This window comes from Nocardia uniformis NBRC 13702 (assembly GCF_001613345.1).
Lineage (GTDB): Bacteria > Actinomycetota > Actinomycetes > Mycobacteriales > Mycobacteriaceae > Nocardia > Nocardia uniformis.
This window is the reverse complement of record NZ_BDCE01000056.1, coordinates 170,454-191,344: the sequence shown is the minus strand read 5'-3', so window position 1 is coordinate 191,344 and position 20,891 is coordinate 170,454. Positions and strand designations below refer to the sequence as shown.

Here is a 20,891-nt window from a genome sequence, read left to right as displayed (position 1 = left end):
CCGACAAAACGACTAACCGGAGGACATCCGTTGAAAGGACGCCGCCTGTGACCGACCTACCCGAGGATCTGCGCTACACCGAGGAGCACGAATGGGTGCGCAAGGTCGGCCCCGCCCGGGTGCGGGTGGGCATCACCGATTACGCACAGTCACAGCTCGGTGACGTCGTATTCGTGCAGTTGCCGGAAGCGGGCAAGGATGTGGCCGCCGGTGACAGCATCGCCGAGGTGGAGTCCACCAAGAGTGTGTCCGACATCTACGCGCCTCTCGCCGCGAAAGTCATTGCGGTGAACGAGGTTCTGGTGGCTGCGCCGGAGACGCTCAATACTGACCCGTACGGTGACGGCTGGATGTTCGAGCTCGAGTTCGACGATGACGAAGCACTCGACGCCGCCCTCGGTGACCTGCTCGATAGTGCAGGTTATCAAGGAGTTATCGAGGGCTGAAGCAGCCTTCACAGTTCCACCTGCACGGGTACGCCCTGGCAGGGTACGGTCAATGCCAACTACAAGTGTCGGCAGCCGGTCCCCGAAGCTTGTCGGACCTGCCAGAAGCGGGGAGCGGTCGAGCGGCCGTGTCGCTGAAGGCATCAACTGCTTGCATGGATTATTCGGTTCGAGGAGGAGAGCAAGGGTGAGCGAGAACAAAGACCCGGGTTACGCGGAGACAGCGGCGGAGACCACCTCGGTGTTCCGCGCTGATTTCCTGAACGAGGTCGACGCTCAGCGCACCGAGCAGACCGGCGAAGCGCCGGTTGGGGTCGAGGGCCTGCCTCCGGGCGCGGCGCTGCTGGTTGTGAAGCGCGGCCCGAACGCCGGATCGCGGTTCCTGCTGGACCAGCCCACCACTTCCGCGGGGCGCCACCCCGACAGTGACATTTTTCTCGATGACGTCACCGTCAGCCGTCGGCACGCGGAATTCCGTCAGGACGACGACACTTTCCAGGTCGTCGATGTGGGCAGCTTGAACGGTACCTATGTCAACCGGGAGCCGGTCGATTCCTCTGAGCTGCAGAACGGCGACGAGGTGCAGATCGGCAAGTTCCGGCTCGTGTTCCTGACCGGTCCGCGGCCGCAGAGCGATTCGGCAGCGGGAACGCTATAGGACCGAGCGGAATGACAGGCGCAGCGCAGTGGACGCGCGGAGGTATGTCGATCGGCTCCGTGTTGGATCTGCTGCGTCCGGACTTTCCGGACATCACCATCTCGAAGATCCGTTTTCTCGAATCCGAGGGACTGATCAGCCCGGAACGGACGCCGTCGGGTTACCGCAGGTTCGCGGTGCACGATGTCGAACGGCTCCGGTTCGTCTTGACGGCGCAACGGGACCAGTACCTGCCGTTGAAGGTGATCAAGGAACAGCTCGAAGCGATCGACAAGGGCGCCGCGACGCTCGGTGTGCGGGAAGCCCGTGCCCGAGCGGCCGGTGGGGGAGGCGACGCGGTGAATGGTTCCGCGCCGGTGGAGGGCACGGGTCGCCTCCGGCGGCTCGGAGTCGTGCCCGGTGAGGTATCGCCCGAGGAACTCCGGTTCGATCACGAAATCCGGGTCACTCGGGCGGACCTGATCGACCAGGCCGGAATCGATGAGAAGTTCCTGGTGGAGCTCATTCGCGCCAATCTGATAACCCCCGGCGCGGCAGGGTTTTTCGATGCTGACGCGGTGACACTGGCGCGCACCGCGCAGGCATTGGCGGAATTCGGTTTGGAGGCACGGCATCTGCGTGCCTTCAAACTGGCCGCCGATCGGGAGGCGGCGTTGGTGGCGCAGATCGCCGCACCCATCGCCAAGAGTCGGGACGCGGACGCTCGCGCTCGTGCGGAAGAGACCGTCCGAGAGTTGGCGGCGCTGTCGCTGACACTGCACACGTGCCTGGTGAAGACGGCCGTGCGCGCTTCCCTCGGTGGCTGAAATCTTCGCCTAGACTCGGTGATACGGCTGACTCGGATGGCAGGGCTGGCGGCCGGGTTGAGTATTTGGGAGGCAGTGGCGATGAGTGAAATGCGTGTGATCGGCATCCGTGTCGAACAACCACAGAACCAGCCCGTGCTGTTGCTTCGCGAGGTGTCCGGAGACAGGTATCTGCCCATTTGGATCGGGCAGGCCGAGGCGACCGCGATCGTGCTCGAGCAGGAGGGCGTCACGCCCATTCGGCCACTGACCCACGATCTGATCAAAATCCTCATCAAGGACTTGGGCCACACCTTGAAAGAGGTGCGGATCGTGGATCTGCAGGAGGGCACCTTCTACGCCGATCTGGTCTTCGAGAACGGACCGCGCATCTCCGCACGGCCGTCGGACTCCGTCGCCATCGCGTTGCGGGTCGGATGTCCGATCTATGCCGAAGAGGCGGTTCTCGAAGAGGCCGGCCTGGTCATGCCGGACGAGAAAGAGGACGAAGTCGAGAAGTTCAAGGAGTTTCTCGAGTCGGTATCGCCCGACGACTTCAAGGCCACCGACAGCTGAGCTCCTTTTCGGGTCTCGACCTCAGGTTTAGGGTGAGAAACACGCGGCCCAGCAGGCTTGGTCGGATGCCGATGCTGCCGGGACAATCAGGGGAGTAGCCTCGACAGTTAGGCCATACAGCTCCAGTGTCGATGACGAGCCCTGATAGGCCACGGTAGTGAGGGAGTAGTCAGTGGGAGATCAACCGCAGGATGTGGTGCAGCCAGGGCTGTTCCCCGACGACACCGTCCCGGACGAGCTAGTCGGTTACCGGGTGCCCACTGCATGTGAGACGGCCGGGATCACCTACCGGCAGCTCGACTACTGGGCCCGCACCGGACTGGTCGCACCATCCATCCGTACCGCTACCGGCTCCGGTAGCCAGCGTCTGTATTCCTTCAAGGACATCCTGGTCCTCAAAATTGTGAAGCGGCTGCTCGATGCGGGCATCTCACTGCAGAACATCCGCATCGCGGTGGACCACCTGCGCAATCGCGGCGTGGAGGATCTAGCGGGAATCACGCTGTTCTCCGATGGGACCACGGTGTACGAGTGCACCTCACCCGAGGAGGTCGTCGATTTACTCCAGGGTGGACAGGGCGTCTTCGGTATCGCCGTCAGTGGGGCCATGCGCGAATTGACCGGCGCCATAGCCAGTTTCCCGGCCGAGCGCGCCGAATCGGGCAGTCTCACCGACCACCCCGAGGACGAATTGTCGTTCCGCCGCAAGACGCGGATGAACCGCAAGACCGGTTAATCGCCCCCGTCGTTACGCCGTCATTCGGTCACACGTCGCGCCCGTCATTCCGGCGTGCTTTTGGCCGGAATCCACCCTTCCGAGGCAGTGGATCCCGGCCGAAAATATGCCGGGATGACGAGGGCAGCATGCCGGGATGGCGAGGACGGTCCGCGTGACACGGGTGTGAAAATGACCCAGGCAATATTCCTGTAACTTGTCGCCCCTTAGACTGGGCAGTGCGTCGCCGCCGTGCGGGAGAGTTCCGGTCAACACCGGACGCCGAAGGAGCAGCACCTCCCCGTCAATCTCTCAGGCACAAGGGACCGTACGGAGATTCGACGCCTCTGGAAAGCGGTGGCCGCGAGCCATCCGCCCATGGGGAAAGGGCACCGCTCACAAGCGGGCCCGAATCTCTCAGGCGCCAACGACAGAGGGGGAGGGCACCCGACTCGTCGTCCGCGCCCGCAGCGATGGCGCGACGACCCGCCCGACCCTTGGAGCCGCCGTGCTGACCCGTTCCTTCGCCGACCGCCATATCGGACCCGATCGCGGGGAAACCGACCGCATCCTGTCCGCCCTGGGGATCGGATCGCTGGATGAGCTCGCCGCGCGGGCCGTGCCCGCGAGCATTCTCGACGACGCCGCCACCAATGGGCTCGACGCCCTGCCGCCCGCGCTGTCGGAGCACGAGGCCCTCGCCGAACTGTCCGCGCTGGCCGCCTCCAATACCGTCGCCACGACCATGATCGGCCTCGGTTACTACGACACCCTCACCCCGCCGGTCCTGGTGCGCAGCCTGCTCGAGAACCCGGCCTGGTACACCGCGTACACGCCGTATCAGCCGGAGATCTCGCAGGGCCGCCTCGAGGCGCTGCTCAACTTCCAGACCATGGTGTCGGATCTGACCGGGATGGAGGTCGCTAATGCCTCCATGCTGGATGAGGCGACCGCGGCGGCCGAGGCCATGACGCTGCTGCAGCGGGCCAATCGCAAGAGCAAGTCCGATCGCCTCCTGATCGATACCGACCTGTTCCCGCAGACGCGGACCGTGCTCTACACCCGCGCCCGGCCGCTCGGTATCGAGATCGTGGAGGCCGACCTCGCCGACGGGGAACTGCCCGAGGGGGAATTCTTCGGTGTGCTGACGCAGCTGCCGGGCGCCTCGGGCCGGATCGTGGACTGGAAGCCGGTCATCGATGCCGCGCACGAGCGCGGTGCGCTGGTCGCCGTCGGCGCGGACCTGCTGGCGCTGACCCTCATCAACGCCCCGGGCGAGCAGGGCGCGGATGTCTGTTTCGGCACCACCCAGCGCTTCGGGGTGCCGTTGGGCTTCGGTGGTCCGCACGCCGGATACCTCGCGGTGCATTCCGCGCACGCCCGTCAGCTGCCGGGCCGACTGGTCGGCGTCTCGGTCGACGCCGATGGCGATACCGCCTACCGGCTCGCGCTGCAAACCCGTGAGCAGCACATTCGCCGGGAAAAGGCGACCTCCAATATCTGCACCGCGCAGGTGCTGCTCGCCATTGTCGCCGCCATGTACGCCTCGTACCACGGTGCCGAGGGCCTGCGGCAGATCGCGCGCCGCGTGCACGGACACGCACAGTGGCTGGCCGCCGGACTCGGCGACGCGGTGGTGCATCAGAGCTTCTTCGACACCGTACTGGTGCGGGTGCCCGGTGGCGCGGAGGGCATTGTGGCCAAGGCGAAGGGGGTCGGGATCAATCTGCGCCTCGTCGACGCCGACCACGTCGGTATCGCCTGCGATGAGGCGACCACCGATGCGCACGTGGTGGCGGTGCTGGACTGCTTCGGCGCGGAGATCCCGGTCGGCCCCGAGGGCGCGCTGTTCCACGGTAAGCAGCGCCCGCATATCGAGAACCGCACCTCGGAATTCCTGACGGCTCCGGCATTCACGAAGTACCACACCGAGACCGCCATGCTGCGCTACCTGCGCGCGCTGTCGGACAAGGATATTGCCCTGGACCGCAGCATGATTCCGCTCGGCTCCTGCACCATGAAGCTCAATGCCACCGCCGAGATGGAATCCATTACCTGGCCCGGCTTCAATCGTGTGCACCCGTACGCGCCGGTCGAGGACGCCCCCGGCCTGCGCAAGCTCATCGCCGACCTCGAGGGCTGGCTGTGCGATGTCACCGGCTACGACCGGGTCTCGTTGCAGCCCAATGCCGGTAGCCAGGGCGAATACGCGGGCCTGCTCGCCATTCGTCGCTACCACCTCGATCGCGGTGATACCCACCGCGATACCTGCCTGATCCCGTCCAGTGCGCACGGCACCAATGCCGCCTCCGCCGCCATGGTCGGTATGCGGGTGGAGGTCGTGAAGACCAGCGCGAACGGCGATATCGACCTCGACGTCCTGCGTGCCAAGATCGCCGACCACGCCGAGCGCCTGGCCTGCATCATGATCACCTACCCGTCCACGCACGGCGTGTACGAGCACGAGGTCGCCGAACTGTGCGCCCTGGTGCACGAGGCGGGCGGCCAGGTCTATGTCGACGGTGCGAACCTCAATGCCCTTGTCGGCCTTGCCCGCCCGGGTAAGTTCGGTGGCGATGTCAGCCACCTGAACCTGCACAAGACCTTCTGCATCCCGCACGGCGGCGGTGGCCCCGGTGTCGGCCCGGTCGCGGTGCGCGAGCATCTGGCCCGGTACCTGCCCGGCGACCCGCTCGAACGGGATTCGCACGCCGTATCGGCCGCCGAATTCGGCTCCGCCTCAATCCTTCCCATCACCTGGGCCTACATTCGCATGATGGGTGCCGACGGCCTGCGCCGCGCCACCCTCACCGCCATCGCCTCGGCCAACTACATCGCCGGGCGCCTCAACGAGCACTTCCCCGTGCTTTACACCGGCGAGAACGGAATGGTCGCTCACGAGTGCATCCTCGACTTGCGTGAGATCACCAAGCGCACCGGCGTCACCGTCGACGATGTGGCCAAGCGCCTGGCGGACTACGGTTTCCACGCCCCCACCATGAGCTTCCCGGTCGCGGGCACCCTGATGGTGGAGCCGACCGAGAGCGAGAACCTGGAGGAGATCGACGCCTTCTGCGACGCCATGATCGCCATCAAGGGTGAAATCGATCAGGTCGCGGCCGGGATCTGGCCGATCGAGGACAATCCGCTGCGCGGCGCGCCGCACACCGCGCAATGCCTGGTCGGCGAGTGGGATCACCCCTACAGCCGTGAGACGGCGGTCTACCCGCGTGGTGTGCGGCATGCCCGCGCCAAGGTATGGCCGTCGGTCCGTCGCATCGACGGTGCCTTCGGTGACCGCAACCTGGTCTGCTCCTGCCCGCCGCTGGACGCGTACGCGGAGTAGTCATCAGTCGCGACATAGCGCCCAGCGCCCCATTGGTTTCTCGGAAACCGGTGGGGCGCTGGGCTGTTGTATGAGGGCCCTGGGCGGCTGGATCAGACTGCGCCGTTGGATTGGTGGGTGTCGGGTTCTCGGTGCGCAGCCGAAGTACCGCACCTTTCGTGACCGGAGCGGACCGGAGCGGACCGGAGCGGACCGGAGCGGACCGGAGCGGACCGGGGCGCGGGACAGCTGGCCCGGTCCTCGGATGCCACGGTCAGGGTGTGGTCAGCGCCTGGTTCATTGCGGAGCCGAAGGCGAGCTCATTGGTCGTGGGTACGCGAGTGTACGTACCACCGGTCTGCTCGGCGAGGGTTTGCAGGGTCTGGGGGCCCTGACTGCCGACCACAATCACGTCCACGCGCACCGGGCGGGCCGGATCGGTGGCGTCGGCGATCTCGGCGAGGAGTTGATCGCCGGTAATGGGGGAGTCGTCGGTCGGGCCGTCGGTAATGAGCAGGACCGAATTGGTTTGTCCGGATACATATCCCGCGACGGCGGCCTGGTAGGCGGCCGACAGGCTGGGGTAGGCGCGATCGGTCTGCGAGCTCGTCACGGTCACGGCGCTGAGCGCCTGCGCGATCTCGGCGCGGTGGGCGTCGGTCAGCGGCCCGGTGGCCGACACCACCTGGTACGGGTCGGTGCCGACGAGATCCTTGCTGAAAGTCCATACGCCCAAACCGAAATCGGGCGGCATGACATTCATGGTGGATTGCAGCGCGCCCAGGGTATTCGCCAGCCGGGTCAGTGTGCCGTCGGTGGTGCCCATGGACGAGGACACATCGACGAGTGCCGTGGCCCGCACGCCCAGGACCGGATTCGCGAGCACCTGCTGCACCTGCTGGAGGACCTGCTTGGCCGGAACCTTCGGTCCGGTAGGCGGTGCGGCGCCGAAACCGTTGTCGGTGAATAATTTCGCCTGCTCCGGGGCGCGCAGGAAGTCCGCGAACAGCCCGGCTCCGAGCCCCTGGGTTTGATCCACCCACGAGCCATTGAGCAGTGCCGCCGGATAGTCGGCCACCGGTGCGTTGCCGACCGGCCGGAATACGGTCAGGCCGCCCTCGGCCGCCCTGATCTGCTGTTCGGTGGCGGTCACCGCGTGAATGGGCGCGTTCGGCAGATCGGTGGCGGTGGCCGCCTCGGTGAGTGCCGCGGCCGGATCCGATGCCGGTGGCGCACCGGCCGCCAGCCGCGAGATGGCCGAGACCACCTGTCCGGAACCTGCGGCCTCGTCGGTGAGCGGATCCGAACCCGAGACCCCCGACCCGACCGCGAGCGCGAGCGCGAGGGTGTCATCGCCGGACGGCATGGCCAGGCGCAGCCCACCCCAGCCGCCCAATCCGATCTCGGCGAGCGAACCCTGTTGTAGCCGAGGTAGATCCGACCAGGTCACCTGCGCGGCCTCGAGCGCGCGACGCAATTCATCGGGTGCGCCGAGGGCGATGGCGCTCACCGCGACCGGCACGGGCGTGCCCTCGATGAGACCCGGCACCCGCATGAGTTCCACCGCGCGCGCGGAATTCGGAATCCACAGTGCGGGCTGCGGTCCCAGCGCCGTATTCCAGGGCTCGTTCGAGGTGAAGGCCGCCACCATGGCCGCCGACGGCTGCGGGTTCACCACCACCTGTGCGCAATGGTCGCGGATACGCGGATTGGTGGCGTTGTACCGATCGGCGGCGGCCCGGACCGGTGTGACGATATCGGGATCGACGGTGACGTTCAGCGTGGCGGTGCCCTCGGCACAGCTCGCGGCCGCGGCGGCATCGCGTTCCTTCGCCCGTTCCTGCAACCAGCTCCAGCCGACCACGGCCACCGCTAGCAGAAGCACTGCCACCAAGGCGATAACCGGTCCCTTGCTGATACCTCGTGGCCGAGCACCGGCGCGATGAGTTCCCACGATCTTCAGTCTATGTTCACGCCATAATCGCCCCGCAGGTCAGGCGGGGTTCGGCGGCGGGGTGGAGACGAATCGAGGCCGCCGCGGTGCCGGTGGCACAGCGACGGCCTCTCTTGCCGGTGTTCTCTTATGGGTGTTCAGTCGCGAATCAGGTTGCCGCGGTCGTACTCGTGGCCGCCCCACACACCGGACTGGCCGGTGCGCGAAGCGAAGTCACCGCATTCGCGCCGGATCGGGCAGCCCGCGCAGATGGTTCGCGCGTAGTCGAAGTCCTGCGAGGGATACGGGAACCAGGCGTCGTGGTTCGGATCACCCTTGCAGGCGGCGTGCTGCCAGTAGTCCTTCGAATCGGAGATGGGGAGCAGGTCCGCGAGGGTCAGCTCCTGCACTGCTGTATTCGTCATCGGATCTCGCTCCTTTCGTCCCGATCACGCTGTATCTACATCTACTTCGGTCGTTTTCGGCTAAGAGGCGGCCAGTTCCTTCCAGATCCGCCGTTGTCTCTTCTCCATATCCCTGGGCGCCTTCGGCTCCCACAGCAGGCGCATACCGGCCTCTTCCGGAGTCCGGTCCGCCTTGTGCGAATTGCATCGTCCGCAGGCGGCGATGAGGTTGTCCCAGGTATTGGGGCCACCCCGGCTGCGCGGGCGAATGTGGTCCACGGTGCGGGCCCAGTCGGTGCAGTAACCGCATCGGTAGTTGTCCCGTCGCAGTACCGCCGGGAGGGTCGCGCGGCTGCCGTCGGTGACCAGCAGGCTGTGCTCGAGGTACACGTAGCGCAGCAGCCGGATGGTCTCGGGCAGGCCGATCTCCACATGCTTCGACCTGATCGCGAAGTGCGGCTCACGCTCGGTTACCGGCTCGGCGGCACCGGTGATGAGCAGCACCACGGCGCGTTCGGCGCGGATCTCGGTCAGCGCCTCGTAGGAGGCGTTGAGGAGCAGCACTCCGCTGTGTATCCAGTTGTCGGCGGTTATTTCCAGGTCGGCATGACGGAAGTGCATGGGGTCACCATGTTTCGTGAAATGAAGAGAGGAGGAGGCGAAGGAGGATGGCGGGTCAGGCCCGCTCGACGAGACGGCCGATACTCCGACCGAGCTGATCGAGCCCGCGCGCTGGGGCATGGTCTCGGGTGAACTCCGGATTCAAAGCCGTCTCCTCCTTCCTGCGTGTCGCCGACCGTGCGGTCGGATCGATGATCTCGAAACTCATGGTGGCACAACGGTCAACCGTTGTCGGGTGATTTATTTCCGCCCCGCCGCAGGGTGCCGTAGACAGCGGCGCGCCCCTCGGCCGTACTTGTACAACGGAAGGATCCCCGATTTTGTTTCAGTGAAACCGATTACAGGATCACAACGGTGTCGAGATCGGCACCAGGCAGAACATCCGCCAGTCCCGCCGCGGCAGCGCGCAGCGCAAGAGGTGCGCGTGCATGGCCGTCCAGGCGCCGTCGTCGACCGGACGGATGCGGAGCGGCCGCGGAACCATATCGGCTGGTGGAATATCGGTGGACCACAGTCGGTGCCAGTCGGGGGACCGCTCGACGAGCCGGATGATCTCGGCGATGCGTTCGGGGGCGGTGATACCCGGAGCCATATGCCGGAACGCCTGCACCATCACGTGGGCTTCGCGTTCCCAGTCGTCGACCGCCACGCGGGCGCGCGGGTCCAGCAGCATCCACGCGATGATATTGGTGCCGGGCTCCTGGCCCGGAAACGCGCGGGCGTAGGCGGTATTGGTTGCGACGATGTCCTGCGCGGGGGTGGTGACGTAGCAGGCCGGGTGCGGCACGCTCTCGAGAAAGACCAGTTCGGCTCGGCTCGGTACGAGCCCGGCGTCCGAAATGGTGGTCAGCTCGGGTTGTAGGACTATCGCGGCGTAGTCGCGGAAGACCGGAGGCACGCCCAACGCCTCGAAGAGGATGTTGAGCGCGGTGGGTGTGGGGGGTCGGATGCCCTGTTCGAGCTTCTGGATCAGACCCTCGGAGATTCCCGCTCGGGTGGCGAGTTCGGTGCGGGTCATTCGCTCGGCCTCGCGACGTTCCCGAAGGTATCCCGCAATGGCCATATGCGGCCCGCTCATCTGCTTCCTCCAGAACCGAGTACATCCGACAGCTACCGCGCGATGGACAGTAAGCGAGCGCGTCCCCGGTCCGAAAGGACCGGGGACGCGATGCCTTACCCGCCAAGTGATTTCGCGCTGTTACACGCAGAACTTCGCGTTGTACTCCTTCGCCTCACGGCGACGGCGGTGCAGGATGGGCTCGGTGTAGCCCTTTCGGCTCGCCTACCTATCCTGACCTGCATCGGGCGTTGACGCGAGTCGGCATGTGGCCGTTTTGTGGACGTTTTGAACAGATCAGTCGGCATCCCTGGCGCTCACCGTGCATCGGTCAAGTCGACGACCACGCGCTCGTCGGGGACGTAGTGCCGCGCCGTGATGGGTGAGTTCTCCTCATGTCCGAGGATGAGACGAGCGGCTGGGAGTTTGTACTTCTCGGCGACGCGGGTCGCCCGGGTCGAGCGCAGGGTTCTTGGCGTCGACCACTCCAGGCCGGTTCCGCTCACGATCTTGGCCCAAGTCAGCGACATCTGTTCCGACCGCACAACCTTCCCCGTTCGAGAGGGGAGCACAAGGCGCTGCCCCGGCTGAGCTGCGATCTGCCGTCGCCGCAGTATCGCCATACAGTCGTCGCCGACCTTGATCGTCCGCATCGATTTCGCGGTCTTCGTGAACGGCTGCCGATACGCAACGCACACCACTGCCTCGTCGTCGAAATCTGGCCAGCCGCGCGGGAATACGATCTCGTCGTCCTGGAGTTCGTACTGCTCGACGACGGCTCTCACCTGATGCACGCGGAGTTCGGTATCGACGATTGTTCCGGTGACAGCGACCTCCCATCGTTCGAAGTCGACGTCATCAAACCGGACAGCGAGCGCCTCGCTGGGGCGCGCAGCAAGCTCGTAGGCCAAAGCCGTGAAGTCCATGTAGCGTTGCTCGAACCATCGCGACGCGAACGGGCGTGGGAAGTAGTCGCGCTCCGCATCCTGATACCAATTCATCTCGCTTGGCGTGAACGGCTGCGGTTCGTCAGGGAAGTACGGGTTGACGCCGGCTCGCACGCGGTCCCGCTTGACGGTCTTCGTCCGACTGCCCTTGTTCCCCTGCACACTGTTTACCGGGTTGTCGTCGCGGAGACCGTCGTCCACAAGCATTTGAAACGTATTGCGCAGGATCGACTTCTGGCGGGTCTTCTTGTACGCGGTTCCGTTCATTTGCTCCAGGTGGATGCGGATGTGGAACGGTCTGGCCTCCAACGCCTTCATCTTCCCCAGCACGGACCCCGAAATCGTGATTTTGTCGTGTTTCCCACAACCTTTCGTCGCGGGATTGATCTCTCGCCGATAGTGTTTGGCGTTCTGCGGGCGTTTCGTGTTGTCATGCTCATACAGCTTCAGCCACGCTAGGCATAACGCCTCGACCGTCACGTCCGAGCTGTACACGCCAAGCGACTCGGCCTTCGGTTTCCATGCGGCGATTCGCTTCTTCAGATTCGCGACGGCTTTCGGCTTCGTCTTCCCGGAGGCGTGGACCTTTGTTGGCTCACCGAGCGGCTCGCCGACGAGGCAATGGATCTGATACGTCTGACGAGAGGCATTCCACTTCGGTTCACTGAACTTCCCTGGGATCCCCGGGTCCAGCTCAGCCTGCGACATACTCAGCCCCTTCCTGCTCGGTTATTCGCCTTGGACTGCGGGGCACTGCCAATTAGCTGTGCCGCGTGGCGAGAGCGTAGGAAAGTGATAAGCACGTACGAAAGACCCCGTGCGGTAACTGTGCGGTTGCCGATGAACCCTCCGGATGAGGTACTACAGACTGTCGGCCGTGTTCTCGTCTATAAAGGCCCGTAAGGCGTCCCATGGATAGAGGACGCTGCGGCCATACTTCATATAGCGCGGCCCGACCCCCAGATACCGGTCGTTGGCAAGCTTGCCCACGGTGGTCCGCAGATATTTGGCGGTCTCGGCAGGAGTTGCCAACTCGCACACGTCCGCTCGCGTCACCGGTTTTTCTGCGGTTCCGGACCTTGCCGTTGAATACCAGTCTTCCTCATCCAATTGATCATCGTCCATCTTCACAACCCTCTTTCATGCAAATTTAGCTTTCGCCTTCAGTTGGCGATCCGGGATCCTCCTCGTTTTTTGATGGAACTAGGTTGATTCTCTGCCCGTTTCTGATTTCCTGCCTCGCCTGGTGTGGCTTCCCCGTCATCGTGCGCCTGGTTCATTTGCGCGTGCAACGCATGTTCGTACATCCCATATGGGTCGTTGTCATATTCACGAATTTGGATCGATTGCGCGCCGTGGCCTCTAGGTTGTGTCTCCCAATGATTTGAGCCATCCGACGATGAGGGCCAGGACGAATCCGGCACGGTAGGTGACCGCGAGCTTGTCGTAGCGGGTGGCGACCGCGCGCCAGTGTTTGACCTTGTTGAAGGCGCGTTCGATGACGTTGCGCCGCTTGTAGGTCTCGGCGTCGAAGCCCGGCGCCCGGCCGCCGACACTGCCCTTGCGTTTGCGGTTAGCGATCTGATCACGACGTTCGGGAATGACCGTCTGGATACGTTTGGGCCGCAACAAGGTTCGATTCGACGCCGCCGAGTAGGCGCGGTCGGCGATCACCACGTCCGGATTACGTCGCGGCGGACCACCAGCGAGGCGGGGCACCATGACCGCGTCCAGCAGTGATGGCAGCAGCGGGGAGTCGTTGGTCTGCCCGGGCGTGAGCAGCACGGCCAAGCCGTGACCTGCTCCATCGGTGGCCAGATGAACCTTGGTCGTCAGCCCGCCGCGGGAACGCCCGATGGCGTGGTCGGCGGGTTCATAGCCCCGACACCGAGTCGGCGGCCCCGCCGGCGGCGTGCTGGTGTGCCCGCACGATCGTCGAATCGATCGAGACCACCCAGTCCATATCGCCGGTGGTGTCGGCCAAGGCGAGCAGTGCGGTCAGCATCCGATCCCAGGTGCCGTCGGCGGCGTAGCGGCGGTAGCGCTTCCACACTGTCTGCCACGGCCCGAAGTGCTCGGGCAGATCCCGCCACGGCAGGCTCGTCCGTAGCCGATACAGCATTCCCTCCACTACCAGGCGATTGTTGGTGAATCGTGAATGGACGAGGTTCTCGAAAGTGAGTGATGGCTCATGGCGCAGGAGTACAAGGTCAACTACCTCAAATCGGTCCTCGCGGCAGTAACGCAGTTCCAGGACGTCCTGAAGCAGTTTCTGGAGTTACACGAACGAAGCGAGATTGCCCCGGGTATCGCACCCGCAGTTGTGCCGAAAGCTGGCGCCGACGTGGATGTCATCGCCAATCTCAGGACTGAACTGAACCGACTGGCCGGTGAAGCCAGCGAAGCGGCGCACATCGCAGACGGCATGCTGTGGGTACAAGGAACCGCCGGCCAGATCGATCCAATCGTCAACTGGCGATCGATGACCGAGCCGAAGCCCATCGTCGATGACACGACAGTATTGGACACCACCGACTACGTGATCGGTCGCCTGACCGCGATGATCGCAAAAGTGTCGGCCGCCGAGCCTCCTTCTATCGGGCCCTCGTCGTTGCACCATGTCGTATGGGGCGCGGCTCGAAAGCTATGGATTGACGGGCACTACAGACAAGCTGTCTTGGTTGCCTGCGATATGGCCGAGCAGTACGTGCGATCGTTGACGGATCAGTACAAGGAGCCAGGAACATCAGTAATGAACAACGCGTTTAGCCCGAACCAGCCACGAGCGGGGGAGCGACGGCTGCGTTGGCCAGGAGATCCGAATCATCAATCGGTGAAGTCGATGATCGACGGCCTGGTTAGATACGCGCCGGGAATTCAACTGACAATCCGTAACCAGGCGACTCACAATCAATCGACCGAGTACACCGAGCAGGAAGCCTTGGAGCGACTCGCGGCCCTGAGTCTGCTGCTGAGGTGGGTGGACGAGTGCGACGTGCTGGAATTCGGGCCGGAGGATTCCAGCGACTAGGCCGTATTTAAGAAGAGGTTGATATCGGCGTCGCTGAAGAGTAGTCGCTTGTAGGCGTTGGGGTTTCGCGTGTCATTGCCGGGAGATGGGCGAGGTCTCCGGTAGATGGCTTGTTTACCAAGACGAACCGAATACCGGAGACCTCGTGACCAGCGTAGCGGCATCGAGGCGTGCGGATCTCACCGATGAGCAGTGGGCGGCGATCGAGCCGCTGCTGCCGGTCGGTAAGAGAACCGGACGCCCGCCGAAGTGGATGAAACGGCAGCTCATCGACGGGATCCGTTGGCGGACAAGGGTTGGGGCGCCGTGGCGGGATGTGCCCGAGCGGTATGGGCCGTGGCAGTCGGTGTACGGATTGTTCCGGTCCTGGCAGCGCGGCGGGGTGTGGGAGGCGATTCTGTCGGCGTTGCAGATCTGCGCCGAGGCCGCCGGAGACATCGTCTGGGAGGTCAGCGTGGATTCCACGATCGCCCGCGCGCACCAGCACGCCGCTGGTGCGCGTAAAAGGGGGATCTGCAGGTCGAACCACCCGGCGGGGTTACCGTCGAGCCGGCCGACCACGGCCTGGGTCGCTCCCGCGGCGGGTGGACCACGAAACTGCACTTGGCGTGCGAGCAGGGCCGTAAACCGTTGGCGCTGTTGATCACTCCTGGTCAGTGGGGTGACAGTCCGCAGTTCAAGGCAGTCCTCGACGCGATCGAGGTCCCCCGCTTCGCGACCGGTCGGACCCGTACGCGACCAGACCGGGTGTTGGCCGACAAGGCCTACAGCTCCCGCGCCAACCGCGCCTACTTGCGGCGGCGAGGCATCAAAGCGACCATCGCCATCCCTGCCGACCAATTCGCCCACCGCCGACGGCGAGGAACAGACGGTGGCCGTCCCCACGCCTTCGATACCGAGATCTACAAGCAGCGTCACGCCGTCGAATGCGGCATCAACCAGCTCAAACAACACCGTGCCGTAGCGACCCGCTACGACAAACTCGCTGTCCGCTACCTGGCCACCACCCAGATCGCAGGCATCAACATCTGGCTCGGCAACGGCCACTTGTTAAACACGGCCTAGTCGGTGAGGGAAAGTCGTCAGGGGCCCGGATTCTGCGTAGCGCTGGGGAAGGCCGGCTCGGCGGCGTGGCGCTCGTGGGCGTGGTCTTCGCCGCGTTCGTTGAGGACGCGTGCGATCACGTTGGAGCCCAGCCGGTGTGCGTTGATCAGCAAACCACGCCATCGAGCACCTCGTTCGTGCGATCCGGCCGCGTTGAGTTCCGACGTACCTGGTGGTTCCCGCTTCTCACTTGCGGTCTCAGCGTCTAGAATCGTCACTTATCTATCTATGTGAGCTAGGTCTCGACAGGTGGCGCGTCGGTCGCTACTATTGGCCCCCGGAGGGTCTCAATCTATGAGAGAAAACTCCAGTAGAGTCTCATATCTTGAGGCGTATACGGTCGGCGGAAATGCCCTCTTCCAACGCTCATCGTATGGGCCCGCAACTCTCGAAACGGTAGGACCAATGAAGCTCACGATCGATACCGCCAAGTGCTCCGGCCACGCTCGCTGCTATGCCGTCGCCCCCGACGTGTTCGATATCGACGACCTGGGTTATGCGATGCCGATCGACCGTGAGGTCACCGAACCTCTCGATGAGGACATCGCCGCCGGTGTCGCGGCCTGTCCCGAGCGAGCGATCTCCGTTCGCTGATTGTCAGACCGACGAAGCGGGCGATGTCATACATTCCGATACGCGACCCCCGCGCATCGTGGTGGACGGCGCCGGACCCGCCGGGGTGGCCTCGGCTCGATTTCGATCATTCCGACATCGCCGGACGCTCCGGCCCAGATCATCTCCCATCACGGACGACGCGGGGAATTCATGAACGACAAGCACATCGGATTCATCGGCGCCGGACAGATCGGTGAACCGATGATCGAACGTCTCCTGGGGGCAGGCCGGACCGTCTCGGTGTTCGCGCGCAGGCCGGCGGTGCGTGAGCGCCTGGCCGCGGCCGGTGCGACACTCGTCCGCGCGCCAACGGATCTCGCCGACGTCGATGTACTGATCGCGTGCCTGTTCGACGACGATCAGATCAGTACCGTGTGCGTACCGGTGATCGAACTCCTCCGGCCTGGTGCCGTATTCGTCTCGCATACGACCGGGAGTCCGAAACTACTTCGGGAGCTGTCCGATTCGGTCGAGGCGGCAGTGGTCGACGCCTCGTTCAGTGGAACAGCCGAGGGCATCAGGTCGGGTGCGCTTACCGTGCTGCTCGGCGGGTCCGAGGACGCGGTCGAGGTAGCCGAGCGGGTGATCGGTGACTATGCCGACCGGATTCTGCGCACCGGCCCCCTGGGCAGCGGGTTATCGATCAAACTCATCAACAACATGTTGTTCGCGGCGTGCACGCAGCTCACGCTCACCGCGCTCGAGCTGGCAGGGTCGCTGGGAATCGACGAGGACCATCTTCTCGCCGCGCTCGAGACTACGAGCGGTGGAAGCACGGCGGCTCGATACATCGCTGCATCACCGCTGCCGGCCGGTGAGTTCGCTGCCCATCTGCCGCACTTCCTCTCGAAAGACGTTGCGGCGGCTCGGGCCGTTGCCGAGGACATCGGTCTGGACATCCGGAATCTGGAGCGGGCGACCCGGCTGGGGCCGATGGATCTGCACCAGCCTTCGCCCACCCCGATCGGCTGATTTGTCGACGCTCGGCGCGATATCGCTGAGCTTCTTCACAGACACATGCTAGAACCGACAAGAAGGACACATCATGGGACGTGTAGAAGGCAAAGTCGTCTTCATCACCGGCGCTGCTCGCGGTCAGGGGCGTTCGCACGCCGTGCGACTGGCATCGGAAGGCGCGAACATCATCGGCGTGGACCTCTGCGAGGATGTCAAGACCAACGACTACGCGTTGGCGACGCCCGACGACCTCGCCGAGACGGCCCGCCTGGTCGAGGCCGCCGGTGGCCGCATGATCTCCACGATTGCCGATGTGCGTGACCGGCAGGCGCTCACCAGGGCTGTCGAGCAGGGTGTCGCAGCGTTCGGCAAGCTCGACGGCGTCGTGGCCAACGCGGGTATCTGCCCGCTCGGCTCGAATGATCCCCAGGCGTTCATCGACGCGATGGCAGTGGACTTCAACGGTGTCGTCAATGCCGTCGAGGCCGCCCTCCCACACGTGGGCGAGGGCGGCTCGATCGTTGCCACCGGCAGCCTGGCAGCGATGATGAACAGCACCGGGCAGAACCCCGCGTACGGTACCGGGGGTCAGGGGTACTCGCTGGCTAAACGGATGGTCGCTTCCTTTGTCAATGACCTCGCAATCGTGCTGGGGCCGAGGAAGATCCGGGCGAATGCGGTGCACCCGTCGAACTGCAACACGGACATGCTCAACAGCGAGGTGATGTTCCGGCAGTTCCGTTCCGACCTCGAGCACCCGACCCGGGAGGACGCACTGCCCGGCTTCGCGACTATGAGCCCGATGAATGTCGCGTACGTCGAGCCCGAGGACATCTCCGAAATGGTGCTCTATTTGCTGTCGGACGCCTCGCGTTACGTCACTGGGATGCAGATGCGCGTCGATGCCGGTGGATACGTGCGACTCCGCCCGCAGCAGCCGAGTTTCTGACCTGCCCGCAACGACACCGGAGTTCACCGTGGTAACGAGTATTTCCCAGCTCTACATCGACGGCACATGGGTCGACAGCGTCAGCGAGTCGATCATCGACGTCCTCAATCCGGCGACGGAAGAGGTCATCGGGCGCGTGCCGCAAGCCACTGTCGCTGAGGTGACCCGCGCGATCGAGGCCGCCCGGCGTGCCTTCGACGAAGGCCCGTGGCCGACGATGTCACCACATGAGCGCGCGCAGGTGTTGCGGAAGATGGCCGATGTGATGGAGAAGCGTCGCGCCGAACTTGTCGACCTGAATATCGCGGAATCCGGTTCGACACGGGCACTGGCGGAGTACCTACAGGTAGGGATCCCGATCGAGCACCTGCGCGACATGGCTGAGCGCATCCTGCCGTCGTTCGAGTTCGAGCGCGGTGTGTTGCCGACGATCGGTCAGGGCATCGGCCAAGGCGTCGTGGTTCGCGAGCCGGCGGGTGTAGCAGCGCTGATCTCGGCGTACAACTTCCCGCTGTTTCTCAATGTCATGAAGGTTGCCCCGGCGCTGGCCGCGGGGTGCACGGTCGTGCTCAAACCCGCCCCGGCGACGCCCCTCGAGGCGCTTGTTCTCGGTGAGATCGCGGATGAGGCCGGGCTGCCGCCCGGTGTGCTCAACATCGTCACCGGCGGCATCGATGCCGGACGTGAATTGACCACCAACCCGAAGATCGACCTCGTCAGCTTCACCGGTTCGGACACGGTGGGCCGCCTCGTCTACGAACAGGCCGCGCCGAGCCTCAAGAAGGTTGTTCTCGAACTCGGTGGCAAATCGGCGAACATTGTCTGTGAGGACGCCGATTTGGCCAAGGCTGCCCAGTCCGTGATCGGCAATATGGTCACCCATGCCGGGCAAGGCTGCTCGCTACTCACCCGCACGCTTGTGCACCGCACGCGGTGTGACGAGCTCATTGCAATGGTCACCGCGGGACTCGGAATGATCAAGGTTGGCGATCCGGCCGAGCCGTATATCCAGATGGGGCCGCTGATAAGCGCCGAACAGCGCGACAAGGTGGAGTCGCTCATCGCATCCGGCATCGAGCAGGGGGCGCGCATCGCCTTCGGGGGTGGCCGTCCGGCAGGACTCGGCAACGGCTACTTCGTGGAGCCGACGCTGTTCGTCGACGTCGACAATTCGATGGAAATCGCGCAGAAGGAGTTCTTCGGCCCGGTCGGCGTCGTCATCCCGTTCGATGACGACGATCATGCCGTGCGTCTAGCCAACGACAGCGACTTCGGGCTCGGCGGCGGAGTGTTCTCTGCCGACACGGTGCGAGCGCTGGGTATCGCCAAGCGCATTCGCACCGGCATGGTCGGGATTAATGGTGGCGGTGGCGGCGTGACACCACACGTGCCCTTCGGTGGCTACAAGCAGAGCGGCCTCGGCCGCGAGTGGGGAGCTGCCGGACTCGAGGAGTATTTGCAGACCAAGTCCATCACGTGGAGTGCGGCGCGCGGCTGACCGCCTGACCTGCTCACCACCGATTCCAGAGGACACACGATGACTCAGGCCCAACCGGGAGGAAGCAATGCCGCTCCAAGATCACATGCACCTGATCTCAACCGACGACCATCTGATCGAGCATCCCAGGCTCTGGTCGGATCGTTTGCCCAAGAGGTTTGTAGGGGCCGGACCGAGGATCATCGAAAAGGAGATGTCGAAGTCGGTTATCACAGGTGACGGAGGCCGGTCGGATATCGGAACGAAGCTGGCGGAGGTGTGGGAGTACGAGGGCCGCATCTACCCCTATATCGGTCTGAATGCCGTGGCAGGCAAGAAGCCGGAGGAGTTCGGTGCCGAACCGACTCGTTACGAGGATATGATTCCGGGCTGCTACGAGCCGAAGGCCCGCGTTCAGGACATGGATATCGACGGTGTGCAGGCCACATTGTCGTTCCCGTCGTTTCCGCGATTCGCCGGCACGGTCTTCCTCGAGGGCAACGACAAGGAACTCGCGTTGCTGTGCGTTCAAGCATGGAACGACTACATCCTCGACGAATGGTGTGCGTATGCACCTGATCGGTTGATTCCGTTGACGATCCTGCCGCTGTGGTCGGTGGAAGAGTCGGTGAAGGAGATCTACCGCACTGCTGCCAAGGGGTCGAGGGCCATCTCGTTTCCGGAGAATCCCGTTCCGCTGGGCCTACCGTCATTCCATACCAACCATTGGGACCGAGTGTTCGCCGCGGCGGTGGACACCGGCCAGCCGCTGTGTGTTCATTTCGGTACGTCCGGCCGGGCCCCCATCACTGCGCCGGATGCGCCGATGGCCGTGATGACGGCGCTGTTCGGCTGCAATTCCATGTACGCGACGGCGGACCTGTTGTTCTCACCGGTGTTCCACAACCATCCGAATCTGAAGTTCCTGTTGTCCGAGGGCGGAATCGGCTGGGTACCGTACATGCTCGAGCGTATGGACGGAGTGTGGGCCAAGCATCGCTTCTATCAGAACATCAATCAGACGGTGAAGCCGTCGGAGCTGTTCGCCAATCATCTGTTCGGCTGCTTCATCGAAGATCAGTTCGGTCTCGACAACCGGCATGCGGTGGGTATCGGCAACATCACGTGGGAAGGCGACTACCCGCACTCCGACTCGAACTGGCCGAACAGCCGCAAAGTGGTGCACGACCAGATGCGCAATGTTCCGGACGCGGAAGTGCACCAGATGGTCGAACTCAACGCTCGTACCCTCCTCAACTTTCCGCGCTCGAACTGACGGAATCTTCGGTTC

General features: G+C 64.2%; 21 protein-coding genes, 1 pseudogene and 1 riboswitch. Of the genes and pseudogenes, 13 read left to right on the top strand and 9 right to left on the bottom strand.

The features are described from left to right. Positions 1–47 precede the first annotated feature (47 nt). The 6 genes from gcvH (at position 48) to gcvP (ending at position 6,526) form a co-directional block, all read left to right on the top strand. Positions 48–446 carry a glycine cleavage system protein GcvH gene (gene gcvH, locus NU1_RS20045; RefSeq protein ID WP_067523309.1) on the top strand — a complete coding sequence of 133 codons (399 nt, stop codon included), beginning with the start codon at positions 48–50 and terminating at the stop codon, positions 444–446. A gap of 187 nt (positions 447–633) precedes the next feature. Then, complete coding sequence (gene garA, locus NU1_RS20040; RefSeq protein WP_067523308.1) at positions 634–1,104, top strand: glycogen accumulation regulator GarA; 471 nt, start codon at positions 634–636, stop codon at positions 1,102–1,104. 44 nt (positions 1,105–1,148) lie between these two features. Further along, entirely contained in the window at positions 1,149–1,910 is a 762-nt protein-coding gene (gene ftsR / locus NU1_RS20035; RefSeq protein ID WP_157552604.1) for a transcriptional regulator FtsR, read from the top strand. Positions 1,911–1,991: 81 nt separating this feature from the next. Then, complete coding sequence (locus NU1_RS20030; protein ID WP_067523351.1) at positions 1,992–2,465, top strand: bifunctional nuclease family protein; 474 nt, start codon at positions 1,992–1,994, stop codon at positions 2,463–2,465. Between the two features lie 172 nt (positions 2,466–2,637). Beyond that, the gene (locus tag NU1_RS20025; protein ID WP_067523306.1) at positions 2,638–3,201 is read left to right on the top strand and encodes a MerR family transcriptional regulator; all 564 of its coding nucleotides are present in this window, start codon (positions 2,638–2,640) and stop codon (positions 3,199–3,201) included. A gap of 224 nt (positions 3,202–3,425) precedes the next feature. After that, a riboswitch (glycine riboswitch) is annotated at positions 3,426–3,519 on the top strand. A 172-nt stretch (positions 3,520–3,691) separates the two neighbouring features. Beyond that, complete coding sequence (gene gcvP / locus NU1_RS20020; protein WP_067523350.1) at positions 3,692–6,526, top strand: aminomethyl-transferring glycine dehydrogenase; 2,835 nt, start codon at positions 3,692–3,694, stop codon at positions 6,524–6,526. 253 nt (positions 6,527–6,779) lie between these two features. Here gcvP and NU1_RS20015 read toward each other — a convergent pair whose 3' ends face one another. The 9 genes from NU1_RS20015 to NU1_RS44300 all read right to left on the bottom strand — a co-directional run bounded on the left by NU1_RS20015 (position 6,780) and on the right by NU1_RS44300 (position 13,589). Continuing rightward, positions 6,780–8,459, bottom strand: a complete 1,680-nt coding sequence (locus tag NU1_RS20015) for a VWA domain-containing protein (RefSeq protein ID WP_067523305.1) — start codon at positions 8,457–8,459, stop codon at positions 6,780–6,782. A gap of 137 nt (positions 8,460–8,596) precedes the next feature. Continuing rightward, a complete protein-coding gene (locus NU1_RS20010; protein WP_067523304.1) occupies positions 8,597–8,863 on the bottom strand; it encodes a WhiB family transcriptional regulator in 267 nt (88 codons plus the stop codon). A 60-nt stretch (positions 8,864–8,923) separates the two neighbouring features. Next, complete coding sequence (locus NU1_RS20005; RefSeq protein WP_067523303.1) at positions 8,924–9,463, bottom strand: HNH endonuclease; 540 nt, start codon at positions 9,461–9,463, stop codon at positions 8,924–8,926. A gap of 55 nt (positions 9,464–9,518) precedes the next feature. Further along, positions 9,519–9,671, bottom strand: coding sequence for a hypothetical protein (locus tag NU1_RS41575; RefSeq protein ID WP_157552601.1), 153 nt, complete (start codon positions 9,669–9,671; stop codon positions 9,519–9,521). A 138-nt stretch (positions 9,672–9,809) separates the two neighbouring features. Next, the gene (locus tag NU1_RS20000) at positions 9,810–10,541 is read right to left on the bottom strand and encodes a helix-turn-helix domain-containing protein (RefSeq protein ID WP_067523302.1); all 732 of its coding nucleotides are present in this window, start codon (positions 10,539–10,541) and stop codon (positions 9,810–9,812) included. Positions 10,542–10,837: 296 nt separating this feature from the next. After that, complete coding sequence (locus NU1_RS19995) at positions 10,838–12,175, bottom strand: tyrosine-type recombinase/integrase (protein WP_067523301.1); 1,338 nt, start codon at positions 12,173–12,175, stop codon at positions 10,838–10,840. Positions 12,176–12,328: 153 nt separating this feature from the next. Continuing rightward, positions 12,329–12,592 carry a hypothetical protein gene (locus NU1_RS19990; RefSeq protein ID WP_307644367.1) on the bottom strand — a complete coding sequence of 88 codons (264 nt, stop codon included), beginning with the start codon at positions 12,590–12,592 and terminating at the stop codon, positions 12,329–12,331. Between the two features lie 237 nt (positions 12,593–12,829). After that, positions 12,830–13,408 carry an IS5 family transposase gene (locus NU1_RS40475; protein ID WP_371859817.1) on the bottom strand — a complete coding sequence of 193 codons (579 nt, stop codon included), beginning with the start codon at positions 13,406–13,408 and terminating at the stop codon, positions 12,830–12,832. After that, entirely contained in the window at positions 13,341–13,589 is a 249-nt protein-coding gene (locus tag NU1_RS44300) for a transposase (protein WP_443093781.1), read from the bottom strand. The genes NU1_RS40475 and NU1_RS44300 overlap by 68 nt, the downstream gene beginning before the upstream one ends. A 69-nt stretch (positions 13,590–13,658) precedes the next feature. Between NU1_RS44300 and NU1_RS19975 the strand changes: the two genes are divergently transcribed. The 7 genes and pseudogenes from NU1_RS19975 to NU1_RS19940 all read left to right on the top strand — a co-directional run bounded on the left by NU1_RS19975 (position 13,659) and on the right by NU1_RS19940 (position 20,876). Continuing rightward, positions 13,659–14,498, top strand: a complete 840-nt coding sequence (locus NU1_RS19975; RefSeq protein ID WP_067523298.1) for a TIGR02391 family protein — start codon at positions 13,659–13,661, stop codon at positions 14,496–14,498. An 85-nt stretch (positions 14,499–14,583) separates the two neighbouring features. Beyond that, a pseudogene (locus tag NU1_RS40470) lies at positions 14,584–15,563 on the top strand (IS5 family transposase). A gap of 444 nt (positions 15,564–16,007) precedes the next feature. Next, positions 16,008–16,196: a ferredoxin gene (locus tag NU1_RS19960; protein WP_067523297.1), complete on the top strand. Its 189-nt coding sequence runs from the start codon at positions 16,008–16,010 to the stop codon at positions 16,194–16,196. Then, a complete protein-coding gene (locus NU1_RS19955) occupies positions 16,197–17,189 on the top strand; it encodes an NAD(P)-dependent oxidoreductase (RefSeq protein ID WP_281221255.1) in 993 nt (330 codons plus the stop codon). 73 nt (positions 17,190–17,262) lie between these two features. Next, positions 17,263–18,123: a mycofactocin-coupled SDR family oxidoreductase gene (locus tag NU1_RS19950; RefSeq protein WP_067523295.1), complete on the top strand. Its 861-nt coding sequence runs from the start codon at positions 17,263–17,265 to the stop codon at positions 18,121–18,123. Continuing rightward, positions 18,077–19,621, top strand: a complete 1,545-nt coding sequence (locus NU1_RS19945) for an aldehyde dehydrogenase family protein (protein ID WP_084521617.1) — start codon at positions 18,077–18,079, stop codon at positions 19,619–19,621. The genes NU1_RS19950 and NU1_RS19945 overlap by 47 nt, the downstream gene beginning before the upstream one ends. A 67-nt stretch (positions 19,622–19,688) precedes the next feature. Next, positions 19,689–20,876 carry an amidohydrolase family protein gene (locus NU1_RS19940; RefSeq protein ID WP_067523293.1) on the top strand — a complete coding sequence of 396 codons (1,188 nt, stop codon included), beginning with the start codon at positions 19,689–19,691 and terminating at the stop codon, positions 20,874–20,876. Positions 20,877–20,891 lie beyond the last annotated feature (15 nt).

Bases quoted from the DNA above. Each gene is read 5' to 3' on its own strand.
- ftsR (WP_157552604.1), top strand. From the start codon at position 1,149: ATGTCGATCGGCTCCGTGTTGGATCTGCTGCGTCCGGACTTTCCGGAC.
- NU1_RS19990 (WP_307644367.1), bottom strand. From the start codon at position 12,592: ATGGACGATGATCAATTGGATGAGGAAGACTGGTATTCAACGGCAAGG.
- NU1_RS19940 (WP_067523293.1), top strand. From the start codon at position 19,689: ATGCCGCTCCAAGATCACATGCACCTGATCTCAACCGACGACCATCTG.
- NU1_RS44300 (WP_443093781.1), bottom strand. From the start codon at position 13,589: ATGCTGTATCGGCTACGGACGAGCCTGCCGTGGCGGGATCTGCCCGAG.
- NU1_RS20005 (WP_067523303.1), bottom strand. From the start codon at position 9,463: ATGCACTTCCGTCATGCCGACCTGGAAATAACCGCCGACAACTGGATA.
- NU1_RS19945 (WP_084521617.1), top strand. From the start codon at position 18,077: ATGCCGGTGGATACGTGCGACTCCGCCCGCAGCAGCCGAGTTTCTGAC.
- NU1_RS19995 (WP_067523301.1), bottom strand. From the start codon at position 12,175: ATGTCGCAGGCTGAGCTGGACCCGGGGATCCCAGGGAAGTTCAGTGAA.
- NU1_RS20030 (WP_067523351.1), top strand. From the start codon at position 1,992: ATGAGTGAAATGCGTGTGATCGGCATCCGTGTCGAACAACCACAGAAC.
- NU1_RS19950 (WP_067523295.1), top strand. From the start codon at position 17,263: ATGGGACGTGTAGAAGGCAAAGTCGTCTTCATCACCGGCGCTGCTCGC.
- NU1_RS19975 (WP_067523298.1), top strand. From the start codon at position 13,659: ATGGCGCAGGAGTACAAGGTCAACTACCTCAAATCGGTCCTCGCGGCA.
- NU1_RS20010 (WP_067523304.1), bottom strand. From the start codon at position 8,863: ATGACGAATACAGCAGTGCAGGAGCTGACCCTCGCGGACCTGCTCCCC.
- NU1_RS20000 (WP_067523302.1), bottom strand. From the start codon at position 10,541: ATGAGCGGGCCGCATATGGCCATTGCGGGATACCTTCGGGAACGTCGC.
- NU1_RS19960 (WP_067523297.1), top strand. From the start codon at position 16,008: ATGAAGCTCACGATCGATACCGCCAAGTGCTCCGGCCACGCTCGCTGC.
- NU1_RS41575 (WP_157552601.1), bottom strand. From the start codon at position 9,671: ATGAGTTTCGAGATCATCGATCCGACCGCACGGTCGGCGACACGCAGG.